We start from the raw sequence: 17,296 nt of genomic DNA, 5'->3' as shown, positions 1-17,296 counted from the left end.
ACTTTAAAAACCATGAGCGCACTGTAAACAGTACAGCAGATGCCAAGTTAATTACTCATCTTCTAGGTCAATATTAATACCTAGAGATCGGATTTCTTGTAAGAGAACGTTGAATGATTCTGGCATACCTGGTTCCATCTGATGGTTACCATCGACAATATTTCTATACATTTTAGTTCGACCATTTACATCGTCAGATTTTACAGTTAGCATTTCCTGTAAGGTATATGCTGCACCATATGCTTCTAATGCCCACACTTCCATCTCGCCAAAGCGTTGACCACCAAATTGCGCTTTACCACCTAAGGGTTGTTGTGTTACAAGACTGTATGATCCAGTTGAACGTGCGTGCATTTTATCATCTACTAAATGGTTGAGTTTAAGCATATACATGTACCCTACAGTAACCTTACGTTCAAATTTTTCACCAGTACGACCATCAAATAAAGTAATCTGACCGGAAGACGGTAGTCCGCCAAGTTGTAAGAGATCCTTGATTTCGCTCTCTTTAGCGCCATCGAATACCGGGGTAGCAATTGGCATACCTTTTTTCAAATTTTTAGCTAAAGATAATATTTCGTTATCTGTAAAATTATTTAAGTTGACTGTTTGGCGTATATTAGTACCTAGATTGTAGGCCATTTGCATAAACTCACGTAATTTAGAGATTTCTGATTTTTTTTCTAGAAGTTTATTGATTTTTTCTCCAATTCCTTTTGCAGCCATACCAAGATGAGTCTCAAGAATTTGGCCAATATTCATACGCGATGGTACGCCCAATGGGTTTAAGACGATATCTACCGGAATACCATTTTCATCATAAGGCATATCTTCAATGGGATTAATTTTTGAAATTACACCTTTGTTTCCATGACGCCCAGCCATTTTATCACCAGGTTGAATTTGACGTTTTACGGCTAAGTATACTTTAACTATTTTTAATATTCCTGGCGCTAAATCATCCCCTTGTGTGATTTTTCGGCGTTTTTCATTAAGTCTTTTTTCAAACTCGTTCTTTAACTCATGATACTGGTCAGTAAGATTTATTAATTGACTATTGCTATCTTTATCAGATAAGTTGATTTCTAACCATTTTGTTCGGGGAAGGCTATGAAGTGTATCTGCTTCTATGCCATTGGAAAGAAGAAGAGAGTAAATTCGGTTAAATAAGTTTTTTTCAAGGATCTTGAGTTTTTCAGCTAAGTCTTTCTTTACATGCCTGACTTGTATTTCTTCAATATCTAAAGTGCGTTCATCTTTTTCTATTCCGTCACGTGTAAAAATTTGAACATCAATTACCGTACCTGATACACCATTAGGTACTCTCAGGGATGAGTCTTTGACATCAGATGCTTTTTCACCAAAAATAGCACGGAGTAGCTTTTCTTCAGGTGTTAATTGAGTTTCACCTTTTGGTGTTACTTTTCCGACTAGAATATCACCCCCGGTGACTTCAGCGCCAATGTAAACAATACCAGATTCATCTAGCTTAGACAGTGCAGCTTCGCCTACATTTGGGATATCAGCACTGATTTCTTCTGCTCCTAGTTTTGTATCGCGTGATATACAGGATAACTCTTGGATATGGATACTGGTAAAACAATCATCCTGCAATACACGTTCTGAGATTAATATGGAATCTTCGAAATTGTAGCCGTTCCATGGCATAAAAGCTACGCGCATATTTTGACCAAGAGCTAACTCACCAAGATCAGTTGATGGACCATCAGCAAGTACGTCACCGCGTGCAATGATATCACCAAGATTGACACATGGCATTTGATTGATACAAGTGTTCTGATTAGATCGTGTATATTTAGTAAGATTATAGATATCTATTCCAGCTTCGTCTGAATAGATTGAATTGTCATTAACTTTAATAACAATACGTGAAGCATCTACATATTGAACAAGACCACCACGTTTTGCTACAGCAGTTACACCGGAATCAACAGCAACAGCGCGCTCCATACCGGTACCTATTAGTGGTTTTTCAGCGCGCAAAGTAGGCACTGCTTGACGTTGCATATTCGCACCCATTAATGCACGATTTGCGTCATCGTGCTCTAGAAATGGTATTAGCGAAGCACCAACAGAAACAATTTGTTGGGTAGAAACATCCATATAATTAATCTGATCAGAACTAAATAAGCTAGATTCTCCATTATTACGGCAAGTTACTAAATCATCAATAATTTTACCAAATTTATTGAGGTTTGTGTTAGCCTGTGCAATAACGTAGTTGCCTTCCTCGATAGCTGAGAGATAATGAATGTCATTTGTCACAATTCCATTATGAACTCGTCGGTAAGGAGTTTCTAAAAAACCGTATTCGTTTGTCTGTGCATAGACAGATAAAGAGTTAATTAAGCCAATATTGGGTCCCTCTGGTGTCTCAATAGGACATACACGCCCGTAATGAGTTGGATGAACATCTCTTACTTCAAATCCTGCACGTTCACGTGTCAAACCTCCAGGTCCTAAGGCAGAAATACGACGTTTATGTGTAATTTCAGACAAAGGATTATTCTGATCCATAAACTGAGATAGCTGACTAGATCCAAAAAATTCTTTTACTGATGCAGAAATAGGTTTTGCATTAATCATATCTTGAGGCATGAGCGTATCGAGATCACCCAAAGATAGGCGTTCTTTTACTGCTCGTTCTACACGAATTAAGCCAACACGAAATTGATTTTCAGCCATTTCTCCAACAGAGCGAATACGACGATTACCGAGATGGTCGATATCATCTACTTCGCCAATGCCATTACGGATTCCAATAAGTTTTTGCATGACCTGAACGATATCTTCTTTACTTAGGACCCCGGGACCCTCTACATTTTTACGATTCAGAGAGCGATTAAATTTCATACGACCTACTTTAGATAGGTCATAGCGCTCTTCTGAAAAAAATAAGTTCTCAAATAAATTTTCCGCTGCTTCATGAGTTGGTGGTTCACCAGGACGCATCATGCGATATATCTCTAATAGAGAACTTAGGCGATCAATTGTTGGGTCAATTCGCATAACTTCGGAAATATACGGACCGTGATCAAGATCATTAGTAAAAATAGTTTTAATAGTTTTATGCCCTGATTCTCTGAGTTTTGTCAATAAATCTATTGATAAGGGCGTATTTGCTGTAATCAGGATCTCACCAGTGTCTTTATCGATATAGTCTTGCGCAATAACTTTATTATTAATATAATCAATTGGCACTTGAATATTAGTTATACCATCCTTTTCTAAATGACGAATATGACGTGCGGTGATACGTCGTCCTTTTTCAACATATACAGTGTTATGTGATTTGATATCAAAAGTTGCTGTTTCACCACGTAGTCGCTCAGGAATTAACTCCATCCGTAATTTATTATCATAAATGTGATATACTACTTTTTCAAAAAATAAATCTAAGATTTGCTCAGAAGTATAATTTAGCGCTCTCAAAATAGTAGTTGCAGGAAGTTTTCGGCGTCGATCAATTCGAACAAATAAATTATCTTTTGGATCAAATTCAAAATCTAACCAAGAACCACGATATGGAATAATACGTGCATTGTACAATACTTTACCAGAAGAGTGTGTTTTTCCTTTATCGCTATCGAAAAATACACCTGGGCTACGATGAAGCTGGGATACGATGACCCGCTCTGTACCATTAATAATAAAAGTGCCATTAGCAGTCATAAGTGGAATCTCACCCATGTATACCTCTTGTTCTTTTATGTCTTTAACGGTACCTACTGGCGCTTCTCGTTCATAGATTACCAGTCGTAATTTTACGCGTAGTGGAGCGCAGAAGGTAATACCACGAATTTGACATTCTTTTACATCAAAAATAGGTTCACCCAAACAATAACTGACATACTGTAGTTCAGAATGAGCGCTATAGCTTTGAATTGGAAATACGGAACGAAACGCTGCTTCTAGACCGTATTGACCTTTTGGATCTTTCTCGATGAATTTCTGAAACGAGTTAAGTTGGATAGAAAGGAGATAAGGAATGTCCAAAACTTGTGGACGCTTACCAAAATCCTTACGAATACGTTTTTTTTCGGTATAGGAGTAAACCATAGGATTCCTCAGCTCGCTGAAAAATAGAACCTTTTTCTCCGTCCATGGGGACAGTTCTTGAATGCTGTTGAATGATTCGGATGATAGATAGTCTTTTGATAGTATCTCCGTCTATCTACTTTAGAGATTATCATTATAAGCAGAATCTCTAATCTCTAGCTATTAATCAGCACAAGCTATTAATTTACTTTTAGATTAAAAGGTTACTTTTAGATTAAAATGTAAAATATAATAAACATTATACTGTATCTATCAAAAGATTTGATACTTTAGGAAAAACTAGTGACTAGACTGTGTTATGCTATAATCTACAATAGTATTTATCTGACTTCTACTGATGCACCGGCTGATTCTAGTATTTTTTGCAAAGATTCTGAATCTTCTTTGCTAATTCCTTCTTTTAATGTAGTAGGCGCAGATTCTACCAGATCTTTAGCTTCTTTTAGGCCCAACCCAGTGGCACTTCTAACTGCTTTTATAACAGCAATTTTATTACTACCCATAGATTTAAGTATTACATCAAATTCAGTTTTTTCTTCTACATCTTCTGCTTCATCAGCAGGCCCTGAAATGGTATACGAAGCCGCTGATACTCCAAATTTCTTTTCCATATCAGAGATTAAATCAATAATTTCCATTACAGATAAATCTGCAATGCCTTCAATAATTTGCTCTTTAGTGAGTGACATCTCATATTCCTAGATTCAAAAGTAATTTATTATATGATGCGTAAAACTGCGACAGGCTCATTAAGATAGTTTTTACTAAACTATCGCAGTTGCTTTTTTTGGTCGCGCACGGCAGCTAGAGTGCGGACTAGTTTTCCAGCAGCCGCTTCTCGGATAGTTGCCATAAGCTGCTGAATAGATTCATTGTAAGTTGGCAAAGTCGCAAGTCGATCAATGTGATCTGAGCTAATTAGTGCTCCATCAAAAGCCGCAGCTTTGATCTTGAAATTAATATTTGTTTTAGAAAAATCTTTAAATAGACGGGCTGCAGCCCCTGGATGATCCATCGAGTAAGCAATTAAAGTTGGCCCAATCAGGACATTCTTTAGACACTCAAATTTTGTTCCTATAATGGCACGATGTAACAAAGTATTACGTATGACACACATACGCACCCCCGCTTCTCGGCCTGATTTCCGTAGTTTAGTCATTTTCTCTACATTTACACCACGAGAATTTGCTACTACCGCAGATAATGCGCTTTTTGCTATTTTAGTAACTTCAGAAACAATTTCTTTTTTGTCTTGAAGATTCAAGGGCATTAGTATGTTCTCCTGGGTGATAACTTGGATTACCTTGAAAACTTATATTTTACCTAACTGATTCATGCCATAGCGCATTGATTATAAGACATTATGATGAGAAGAATTTAAGGTAAAAATATATGTTAAAATTATTTTGATTTTTCACAGATTGCACAAACAACTCAGGTATAAATATATTCGCTTTTAAATATAAAATATATAATGAAATACTTGTGTTTTAATAAAACTCTAATGTAGTTTTATAAGTAATATTAACTTATTTATAACTACATAATCCTTTGAATCAGTAAGATTTTGATATGGTCGATATTTTTTATAGTTATCGTACCCAGAATACATAATAATAAAATTGAATATGACTCAATGATGATTTCCTTTCTGTAAGGTTAAAATGTTGAATAATCATTTAAATAGATAGTTCTTTATATTTTATATGGACATAATGCAAATACAAGTTGAACCATTTAAGATTAAAATAATAAGATATATTAGAATATAAATATTAAATTATACAGGATTTAAAACCTGTTGGATTTATTGTAAAACTTGCGCCCATTGTACTAGAAAGACTAATTTTTTTAATAAAAATTCCTTTCGCCTGAGGCGGTTTGGATTTTTTTATCGAAACAAGAAAAGATTCCAAGTTATCAATTAATTGCTCTGCACTAAAACTTACTTTACCAATAGTAAGATGTATTATGCCATTTTTGTCATTACGGTAACTAATTTGACCAATTTTAGCATTTTTGACTGCTTCTCCAACATTAGGCGTGACTGTGCCTATTTTTGGGTTTGGCATTAAACCGCGCGGTCCAAGGATCTGACCTACTTGGCTGACGATATGCATTGAATCTGGAGATGCAATCACAACATCAAAGTTTAATTCACCTTTTTTGATCTTTTCTGCTAGATCTTCCATCCCAATAATTTCAGCGCCAGAGGATTTAGCAGCTACAGCATTATCTCCATTAGCAAATACTGCTACTCGTACAAAACGACCAGTACCATGTGGAAGTATAACATATCCTCTTATGTTTTGATCGGATCTTCGTGCATCAATCCCTAAGTTTACCGCCACATCAATGCTCTCGAGAAAGCGTGCAGTCGCCAATTCTTTTATTAAAATCAACGCTTGGTTAATATCATATAATTGAGCAGAATGGATTCGTTCGCGAATTATTCGCATACGTTTAGTTAGCTTAGTCATTTTTATTATTCCTCTACCACTAACCCCATAGAATAAGCAGTTCCTAAAATTGAACGGCTCATTGCTTCAATATTAGCTCCAGTCATATCCGCTGCTTTAGTTTCTGCTATATGACGTATTTGAGCATGTGATAAAGTGCCAACTTTATCTTTTTTCGATTGACTAGATCCGGATTTTATACCAGCTGCTTTCTTTAACAAGACTGCTGAAGGAGGTGTTTTAGTAATAAAAACAAAAGAACGGTCAGAGTAAACAGTAATCACAACTGGAATCGGAACCCCTTTTTCTATTGATTCTGTTTTAGCATTAAATGCTTTACAGAATTCCATAATGTTAACCCCTTTTTGACCGAGAGCCGGACCTACTGGAGGGCTCGGATTTGCCATACCAGCTGCAACCTGCAGCTTAATGTAGGCTTGTACTTTCTTAGCCATTGTAATGCCTCGAATAGAGTGACAATTTTTTCAACCCAGTAAACTTCCTATAACTATTTCGCAGATATGTAATATATAATATAATAATGTAAATAATATATATTATATAATAACATATTATTATATATAATTATATTTATACATCACATGATATGTAACTTATATTTATGCATACATATATAACAATCTTTTTGATTCTTTTGATAATATATCAATTACATGACTCTCGCAATGTTGATATACTTATCATCTGGGATAAAAATAATAATTGAGTTTTGTGGACAGCGTCTTAAAAAATATCGGATTATTATAGATTATTATAATTCTTACCCTTTTTCTACTTGAGCAAAATCTAACTCTACTGGTGTTGCTCGGCCAAATATAGATACAGATACTTTCAAACGACTTTTTTCGTAATCAACTTCTTCTACCACGCCATTAAAATCAGAAAATGGACCGTCATTGACACGCACAATTTCACCGGGTTCAAATAATGTTTTAGGGCGTGGTTTATCTCCAATTTTCTGCAAGAGAGTAGCAATAGCTTTTACTTCTTTATTACTAATTGGCGCCGGATGATCAGAGGTACCACCGATAAACCCCATGACTCGTGGTATTTTTCGCACAAGATGCCAACTAGCGTCATGCATAATCATTTGAACTAACACGTATCCTGGGAAAAACTTACGTTCACTTTTTCGACGCTGGCCTCGGCGGATCTCAACTACTTCTTCGGTTGGCACCATAATGTCGCCAAATAATTTTTCCATATTATTCAACTTAATATGTTCGCGTAATGATTGAGCTACACGACTTTCAAAACCGGAAAACGCTTGTATGACGTACCAGCGTTTTTGCGGGGCTTCCGACATCTTAAAACCTCAGGCCAGTAATAAATGATACCAAGCGGACTAGGATACTATCCAGTCCCCATAAAATAAGTGACATTATAGCAGTTACTGCACTAACAATAAATGTGGTATGGAAAGTTTCCTGACGAGTAGGCCAGATAATTTTACGAATCTCAGTGTGAGCTTGATATGTAAAATTTAATGCTGCTTTACCTTTTATAGTTAATAGCGCAAGGATGATTGCTACTATCATCAATAATATAATTACAAGTACGCGAATTGGAAATAATATGTCATAATATACAACATTTCCGATAACAGCCGTCACTACTAATAGTAGTACACCTAACCACTTACAAATCTCTATTCTCTTCTTTTTTTTTGGGGTATCTTCTATTTTATCATTCATAAACAAGTCTACCGTTTAATAAATAAAAATACTTAACTAGTATTAAACTCATAAAATACAGAATATTTTCAATATTATTTTTTTAGTACTAGTCCTTTTTTTAGATCGAAGGATTATCAATGCATAAAGTTAGAATTATTTTTATATTTTTATAATTGTAGACGAATTTTATGATTAAAAAAAGAATTTTAATAATGCTCCTTTATTAGCAGTTCGTCAAATTTTTATCTAAGATCATTATCTTATATAATTAATTAATCATTTTATAAATTTAATATCTTCCGTAGTCCGAATAAATTATAGATATAGCCTATTCATATTTAATGTCAATTTTTGGAATTATAAATAATATATGAATAAACTAATTTACATATAAAATTAGACAAAAGAAAGAGAAAATAAAATAAACTTACCTTGGTAGTATAGTGAATAAAATTCATATATTGTATGTACTGGTTTGAAAGAACTAGCGTTCTGCTGTATGTGCTTAATTTAATAGATACGCAAAGGTAATTTAAATAAAAATAGACATAAGTTATTGATTATATCAATTTTTAAAAAATTATAAAATAGATGCAGCCGAAGTATATTATATATAATATACTTCATGGATAAACATAATTTATAATTTTATGTATATTGATAATATCATTATAGCCATCAATGGTAGCATTGCACCTAAATTATAAAAATCTTAGATAACATTCTCTATACTTATTCACGATTGAGATTAATTTATATATTAGTAGATAGTATAATATCTGCTATAGTCTATAGAAATTAAAATAGTCATTCTATAAATAAAATTATTATGATATTTATTAATATATCATAACGTATGATGTAATAAGGTTGAATTAAAATGGAGCGTTTTTTATAGAGTATTTTTAATTATTCTCCTATAACCTCTTAAATGATAATTACTTATAATTACTCTTATCTAATGCCCCTTTGATCTAGTTTAGATATATTTTGTCACTGTTATCATTAAGTCTTCAAGTCATCAAAGTATAGCTAGTATACTCTTATTTCAGAAAAATGATTTGAGTTTCATGCTCACCTCTCCTGCATTAATGGCTTCAGTTGACAATGTGTACAAAAATATAGCTTACATTGAAGACTGTGATTTTAATATATTTAGTTAGTCGATTATATGGAGGTAGATTGTATTTAATCTTTGCATGATGATAGTATAGAAATGCTCTATATGTTCTTCGTCAACATGTAATGAATCTCTAAAGTTCAGATTGTATCTGACATCAATGTATAACTTTACTTGAAAAAATCATTTATATTATAGAACAATGATTTTTCACGATTTGAGTATTGGTCCTGTTGGTTAATCAGATAAAATCAGGCACGATGGATTACAGATCCTTACCGTTCTGGTAATAATTTACAAATAAAATTAATATTTAAAAATCTTTCATATACTTTGCTATATACTTATTAAGTATAAGTATTTTGATTGCTGATTGGTATCAATAAAAACAATGTTTTAAGTATTTTTCATTGATTGTCTTGCTGTATCTTTTACAATATCAGCATTACTAATGCAGTCATTTCTTTTATAAAGTTTTATAAATTTAAGGTAGAGTTATGATTTCAGGTATTATTTCAGGTATTATTGCGTCACCAATGATAGCATTTGGGAAAGCTCTTCTCCTTAAAGAAGAAGAGATTGCAATCAACAGAAAAACAATCTCATTAGATCAAATTAATAGTGAAATTCAACGATTTATTCATGGTCGACAAAAATCTTACGAGCAACTTGAAATAATTAAAATGAAAGCTAATAAGGTGCATGGATCAGGAAAAACAGAGATCTTTGAAGGACACGTTATGCTTCTAGAAGATGAGGAGCTTGAGCAGGAAATTATTTCTTTTATTAAAGATGAGTTAGTTACTGCTGATTTTGCGGTATATACTGTTATCAATGCTCAAGCAAAAGCCTTAGAGGATCTTGAGGATGCTTATCTTAGAGAGCGCGCATCTGATGTGCTGGATATAGGTCAACGTTTATTAAAAAATATTCTAGGGTTGAAGATTACTGATCTTAGTGCTATTAATGAAGAAGTTATACTTATCGCTAAAGATTTAACACCCTCGGATATTGCTCAGATTAACTTAAAAAAGGTGCTGGGTTTTATTACTGATCTTGGAGGGCAGACTTCTCATACTTCAATTATGGCTCGCTCATTAGAGTTACCAGCTATTGTTGGTACTGGAGATATTACTCGTAAAGTTAAAGATGGTGATTTCTTAATTTTAGATGGCATAAACAACCAAATATATATTAATCCAGTCCCAGAGAAAACTAAAGAGCTGAAAAAATTAGCCAATCAACACAATATCAAAAAAAACGAGTTATTAAAACTGAACTCATTACCAGCGATTACTCTTGATGATCATCAAGTACAAATTTCTGCCAATATTGGAATGATACATGATGTTTCAGGGGTAAAGCGTTATGGCGCAGAAGGTGTAGGATTGTATCGTACTGAATGCTTATTTATGGATCGTAATTCATTACCTAGTGAAGAGGAGCAGTTTCAAGTCTATAAAACAGTGGTAGAAGCTGTTGGTTCTTGTGGTGTAATAATACGAACCATGGATATCGGTGGTGATAAAGATTTACCATATATGAATCTACCAAAAGAGGCAAATCCTTTTCTTGGTTGGCGTGCTATTCGTATTTCGATGGACCGCATCGATGTGCTTCATGCACAACTACGCGCTATGTTACGTGCCTCTATTTTTGGTAAATTGCGTATTATGTTTCCTATGGTAATTTCTGTTGAAGAAGTACGTTTTTTAAAAAAAGAGCTTCAAAAATTAAAAGAGCAACTATATAGAGAATCCATTCAGTTCAATAACAAAATTGAGATTGGTATTATGGTAGAAACCCCTGCCTCTGCAATAATTGCGTGTCACTTAGCAAAAGAAGTGGATTTCTTTAGTATTGGAACAAATGACCTAACGCAGTATACTTTAGCGGTAGATCGTGGCAATGATCTCATATCTCATTTATATAATCCCATATGTCCTTCTGTTTTAATGTTAATTAAGCAAGTAATTGATGCTTCTCATCATGAAGGTAAGTGGACAGGTATGTGTGGTGAACTAGCAGGGGATCCACGAGCAACGCTATTATTATTAGGTATGGGGTTAGATGAATTTAGTATGAGCGCGATTTCTATTCCACGCATAAAAAAAATTATTCGCAGTGTGCATTTTCAGGATACCAGAAGATTAGTACAACAAGCGTTAATTGAGCCGACTTCTGATGCAATAGTCAACATAGTAAATAAATTTATTAAAGAAAAAAACTTAACTTTAGAATAACAAATATTTTTATATATATGATATAAATCAATAAATCAACAGTAATAAAACACATACAAAACTTATATCCAAGTATCTCTCTAGAGATCCAGAAATTTTATAAAATTATCTAAATACTAGACATACTACATAATAAAATTAAATTATTAGGACTCTGTTGGCACAAAGTTTATAAAAATTTAAGAATTTATCAATAAAATTCACGTATATTATTAATAATAGAGTTCATATCGTCGTGTTTGTATAATTCAGAATAAATTTTACTATTGCTCATATTATTTTCAGTAAAAAGACAGAGTAATTTATTGAAATATTCTGAAGACAATTAAGAATACGATCTACGCTTCACTTTAGTCTAACGCAGACTATGAAGGCACAAAAAGAAAGTTGAATAATTTTTATTCAATAATTTTATTTTAATATCTAGTGTTAAGCATTACACTATTCCTTAACAGTTCTTTGGTTGTGAATAGTATTTTACTAAGTTTTTATTAACAGTACTCGAGATATCCGTAATTCATTAATAGATATTTTTATCTATTAATGATGCCAATCATCTCACAGATAGTATCTATACTAATCAATGCAGTACTTAGTGGATATTTTTAGTTTTAGCATAGGCTAGGGTTCTGATAAGATGATATGGTTAGTTAAAATTAGCCATCATAATACTTGATGCACCATAAAGAAACTAACTACTCTTAGGGGGTAATCTCTTCAAACTGGTATGTAAATATTATATATGTACACTTCTGTTTCAGATTACCAATATCCTGTAGCTTAATCTTTTAAAGTAAGGCACACTTACTAAGTGGTGGTATTAATAAAAAATTGTATAAAAAATATTGTATAAAAATATTTTAGATAAGTCTTAAATATATACTGCAAAATATAAATCTTTTTAAAAAAATATAAATCTTTTTTAAAAAAGAAGGTAGTTAGACTGTAAGATCGTACTTTGACGATCTTACCAATTTTGATCATCGAAAAAAAAAGAAAATTCTGTTATTTACTAATGATCAAAGATAAAATATCAGCTAAGTGTTGAGAGAGATTGGAATCTGTCAATTTACTGATCATTAAAAATTTACTAGTAATGTTACTCTAGTTTTTATGTATTATTTCTAATAGGTTATCCACTAAAAAGGTTTAGAGTGACAAATATATACACTGACGATTGAAATTAATAAAAATAAGTGTTAACAATAATTTTCGGTTAATGATTCAGTGAGTGAATATTAATAAGTATTTTGTAGTACTATATTAGTATATATCACTAAGTATTATAATGCACTTTAATTAGATTATTTTTACTAAACAGAATCTTCGTTTATATATTATCATACGACTACTTTAGGTTAATAAATTTAAATTTAGAAAAATAAAATTCTTAGAATATATGTTATTATCTGGTTAGTATAGGTTCTACTGTATTAATCCTATTAAATAATAACGATATAATTACTAAAAATTATTACTATTAGTAGTATATTACTACTATACATTAGTATAATATAGCGACAAATTGCACTTAGGTTTTTATACCTAGGCTGGTTTATGGATATTTTCTGCATCGTACAATCTATAAATATTCATAGTGCCTTTTTATGCTGTTTCTAGTGCAGGTCGTTTAAATATGGTTGAAAATTCGTCTCATCATCAGTGTGTTATTGTAGGCATCTCAGGCGCATCCGCCTCAGGTAAAAGTCTGATTGCTAGTACGTTGTATCATGAAGTTAGAGATCGTTTTGGTGATGATAATATTGGTGTGATTCCTGAAGACGCTTATTATAGAGACCAGGGACATCTAACTATGTCCGAAAGAGTAAAAACGAATTATGACCATCCAAACGCTATGGATCATAGTCTACTTTTACAACACTTACAAATGCTAAAATCAGGATATTCAATTGATTTACCGGTTTATAGTTATGTTGAACATACACGTACAAAAAAAACACTACATTTAAAACCAAAAAAAGTAATTATCTTAGAAGGTATTTTGTTACTAACAAACGCAAAATTACGTCAAGAGATGAATTTTTCTATTTTCGTGGATACCTCTCTTGACATTTGTCTTATGCGACGCATGAAACGTGATGTAAACGAAAGGGGGCGCTCTATAGATTCTGTTATGGATCAATACCAGAAAACAGTACGCCCTATGTTTTTGCAATTTATTGAACCGTGTAAGCAATATGCTGATATTATTGTACCGCGTGGAGGGAAGAATCGTATTGCGATTGACATTTTAAAAGCAAAAATTAATCAATTTTTTGAATAAAAGCAATATACTCTTAATTTTTTTATATTTAATCTTTGATGTAATGCTGGTCATCATGTTGGTAAATTGAAGCTACACCAAATCGAAATATGTGACTACATACGCTAGTAAATATCAATATATATAATATGACATATGATATCATATAAACCTGATTAGATAGTAAACAAAACTACTATTTTGCTAATCTTAAAAATTCATGATAATTTTTATTTTGCCTTTATGGTAAATTGAACATTGGATATATAATTAGCAATCATTATAAGATCCTTATTTTCTTAAGTGCTATCAACATATATTTTTCACAGATAACTAATAAAAGAAGCAAATTATTTTAGTTATTAATTTTGTATATATTTTATATATCATTTTAGATATAATTATTATTATATAATATAATTCTATAATTTTATTAAAAACTGAATCTGCTATTTATAATAATATTATATTATAAATTAATAACACTAATTAGTAGTATGCTTAATTTTATAGACATAATTTAATGTAAATTTTTTTATTTATTATAGAATAGTTTTTAAAATTAATACTAAACTGTTTGAGTGGTCTATAAATTTATAGGTTAAACAATTTTTTCTCCATTATTCAAATAACTATCTGATCTCCTTGTAACTCAACTTATTCTGTTAAAGAATTAACAAATAAGAATAAAATAAGATATTAAATTTTTAATCTTTATTAATATTTAGAGAACAAAATTTTATTTTGAGGCTGATATTGAGATTTATGAAAGTGCTATTTAATCATTATCGGTTTTATCGATAACTTAGATGCTTTGATATTTTTATGAATATAAATATTATCCCATATATTTTTAATTTATATCTTAGTATCTATATACTTTTATTATTGTCGCTTGACTTGCTTATTTTTTGGTTTGGCAGATAGGAGTGATGATAAACTTTATTTTTTAACATATAATAATAAAGTTATTATGTTCGAAGCTATGTATAAAATCATATAGCATAAAAGAGCGCACCTACTTGTAGTATAAACTATGAACTTTATATCAGATTTGATAATCTAATAATAATTATACATTCATTAGGAACATCCAGTAGGCAAAGTCCTTTCTAATGTATTAGGTATATAATACGTAGAAAGATAAAACATGTTTTTTATCTATTCCAATCTGTAATCGTTAGTTTAACTTTTTAAGTATGCATACTAAATTTTTATAATATAAAGATATTTAAATGGTGGTTTTAATTAAACATATCAAGAAGATTCAATATTATTTCCACTGGACTATTGATATTGAATATTATGTTGAAGTGGATTGCTCTGTATTCTTTTCTGAATGCAAGATTCTCTTGTAATACATAAGCTTATATTTTTAGATCTTTAGTTAATATAAAGATTTTAATTTAGAGAATTAACAGAGACAAGATACAAAATGTCATTTATTAGTGATATTATGAAAAAATTTTGAGAGAAAATTGATATTTAGATTCTAAAAGTAAAATACTACCACAAATATAATTTCTGACTTTTAAAGATAAATATAAAGAGAAATTTGATAAGATATTTAGTGAGTTTACTTAGGTGAGTACTAAAATTTTTATAGTTTTTCTTGTTAATGTACATTTAAAGGGCGCCTTTAGCTCAGATTTTGATTTTGAAATTAGTAATGCACGCTAACTTCATGATTAAAAAATAAACACACAATCAACATATTAGGAACTATGTTTATTTTTTATTTTTTACTGAGCAGTTCAGGCAACGTTTTTCGCATTTTTAAGGGACTTAAAAAGCAGTATCAGTATTAGGATATGATTAAATTATTCTATTTTTCTGATTTTTTATTTTAAAAAATGCATCCATTATTAGAGATCATAAAAAATCTATTTGATGCAGGGTCTGACATACATAGACACTGAATATCTTCATATCATGCAGATCTACATTAATAATGTATTAATAAATTTGATAAATATGCACGTAATATAATATTATCGAATCCCGATAAAGACAAAACTAAAGAAAGACTCTTGTATTAATTCAAATATACTTGTATGTTTAAAAAAATCATAAATTAATATTATTATATTATTTACCACTTATAAAAATACGTAAAAATATCTTAGATTTAAATACATGTTTTAGATTCTGCTAAATATGTTTACATTGTAATGTATATCACGTTTTACCTATAATATCAAATTATCTATTTTTAAAATTTTTCATTAACCATACCATTTGATTTTTCAAAAAATATTTCAATATATAACATATTATTAATAAAACTATATTTTAATTTAAAATAGATATTACTATTACATCATCATCTGATGATATGATTAGTATCAAGCGTTCATTTAAAACATATATGCTAAATTTTGTTACACAAACTATAGTAACGGTTACTGCTTTTCCAAAGAATTTACTAAGATGGTTTTAAGTAACCAATAATATCTCCGTTCTTTGTGAACTGATAAAGTAGAATTAAAAATTAATCTTAACATTACGATAGGTTAATAGTGGTAATTTAGAAGATATCATTCTAATTCTATAGAATGGGTGGTTATTTTTATATTATGACAGTCCATAACTTTAGTAACTCGGCGTGAATTAATCACCTGTTATGCGTAATAGTTTTTCTACTATATTGCCAGTATAACTTAAATGATATAAAAATTTTTTGGTTTAACCAATATAAAATAAAGTGATATATATTATATTTTTATGCAGGTATGTGGTACTTTTACCTTAAAACACATACCCGTGTTATCTGTGGCAGGTAAGTTATTTTTTGACACTACCAAGATTTCACTTGAAAGTTACATTTCAAATCTTTTAGTTTTAATATACGTACTAACATTTTAAAATTTACCAAGGGTTAAATACTAATTAAATATCAAATATAAAATATAATAGTAAAATTATGCAGAAGTTTTAGAGATAAATATTAAAAAATATTTATTTATGTTGTTTTTATACATTTCTAAGAAATTAAAACCTAAATCGATATAATATTTTTCTATATTTTTATTAAGTTAATTCAATAGATCCATTGCCTTGTAGTTAAGTACAGCGTATACAGCTTATATGAAGACTACACACTATTTAATTGAGTACAATATTGTATTTTAATATATGCTGAGTTTTATGTATTATTAGATGGTTTTTAATTCTTTTGATATTTATTAATTTTTATAAACTTAATAGTACTCATATGATTAAAAACTCTTATCTTGGAGCTATCATGAAATATAGCTTATATTGCCGTTACTTATTTTAATTATTTACCTTGAAAAAGTGGCGTTAGTGACAGAGAAATTACATTATTTTTTATACTACAAGAAGTGAGTAAAACTGATCGACTATAAACTATATGTTTTTAATTCACTGTCAAAGATATAATAGTACTCATGAGGCTTATCATTTTTTCAGCG

General features: G+C 30.8%; 9 protein-coding genes. 2 read left to right on the top strand and 7 right to left on the bottom strand.

Annotated elements, in window-relative coordinates:
• Positions 1-51: 51 nt before the first annotated feature.
• From rpoB to secE, 7 genes are all read right to left on the bottom strand, one after another.
• Complete coding sequence (rpoB, locus tag ERCISPPS3390_RS02090) at positions 52-4,080, bottom strand: DNA-directed RNA polymerase subunit beta (RefSeq protein ID WP_197095191.1); 4,029 nt, start codon at positions 4,078-4,080, stop codon at positions 52-54.
• A 320-nt stretch (positions 4,081-4,400) separates the two neighbouring features.
• Positions 4,401-4,769, bottom strand: coding sequence for a 50S ribosomal protein L7/L12 (gene rplL, locus ERCISPPS3390_RS02085; RefSeq protein WP_197095190.1), 369 nt, complete (start codon positions 4,767-4,769; stop codon positions 4,401-4,403).
• Between the two features lie 80 nt (positions 4,770-4,849).
• A complete protein-coding gene (rplJ, locus tag ERCISPPS3390_RS02080) occupies positions 4,850-5,350 on the bottom strand; it encodes a 50S ribosomal protein L10 (RefSeq protein WP_197095189.1) in 501 nt (166 codons plus the stop codon).
• A gap of 505 nt (positions 5,351-5,855) precedes the next feature.
• Positions 5,856-6,560 (bottom strand): 50S ribosomal protein L1, encoded by a 705-nt coding sequence (rplA, locus tag ERCISPPS3390_RS02075; RefSeq protein ID WP_197095188.1) that lies wholly within the window; start codon positions 6,558-6,560, stop codon positions 5,856-5,858.
• 5 nt (positions 6,561-6,565) lie between these two features.
• The gene (gene rplK / locus ERCISPPS3390_RS02070) at positions 6,566-6,994 is read right to left on the bottom strand and encodes a 50S ribosomal protein L11 (RefSeq protein ID WP_197095187.1); all 429 of its coding nucleotides are present in this window, start codon (positions 6,992-6,994) and stop codon (positions 6,566-6,568) included.
• Between the two features lie 326 nt (positions 6,995-7,320).
• Entirely contained in the window at positions 7,321-7,866 is a 546-nt protein-coding gene (nusG, locus tag ERCISPPS3390_RS02065) for a transcription termination/antitermination protein NusG (RefSeq protein WP_157989207.1), read from the bottom strand.
• Between the two features lies 1 nt (position 7,867).
• Positions 7,868-8,254 (bottom strand): preprotein translocase subunit SecE, encoded by a 387-nt coding sequence (gene secE / locus ERCISPPS3390_RS02060; protein WP_197095186.1) that lies wholly within the window; start codon positions 8,252-8,254, stop codon positions 7,868-7,870.
• A gap of 1,611 nt (positions 8,255-9,865) precedes the next feature.
• Between secE and ptsI the strand changes: the two genes are divergently transcribed.
• On the top strand, positions 9,866-11,599 hold the full coding sequence (gene ptsI, locus ERCISPPS3390_RS02055; protein ID WP_197095401.1) for a phosphoenolpyruvate-protein phosphotransferase PtsI: 1,734 nt from the start codon (positions 9,866-9,868) through the stop codon (positions 11,597-11,599).
• A 1,636-nt stretch (positions 11,600-13,235) separates the two neighbouring features.
• Positions 13,236-13,883 (top strand): uridine kinase, encoded by a 648-nt coding sequence (gene udk / locus ERCISPPS3390_RS02050; protein ID WP_197095185.1) that lies wholly within the window; start codon positions 13,236-13,238, stop codon positions 13,881-13,883.
• Positions 13,884-17,296: the final 3,413 nt, after the last annotated feature.

This window comes from Candidatus Erwinia haradaeae (genome assembly GCF_900698885.1).
Lineage (GTDB): Bacteria > Pseudomonadota > Gammaproteobacteria > Enterobacterales > Enterobacteriaceae > Erwinia_E > Erwinia_E haradaeae_H.
This window is presented reverse-complemented; position numbering and strand designations above follow the sequence as displayed.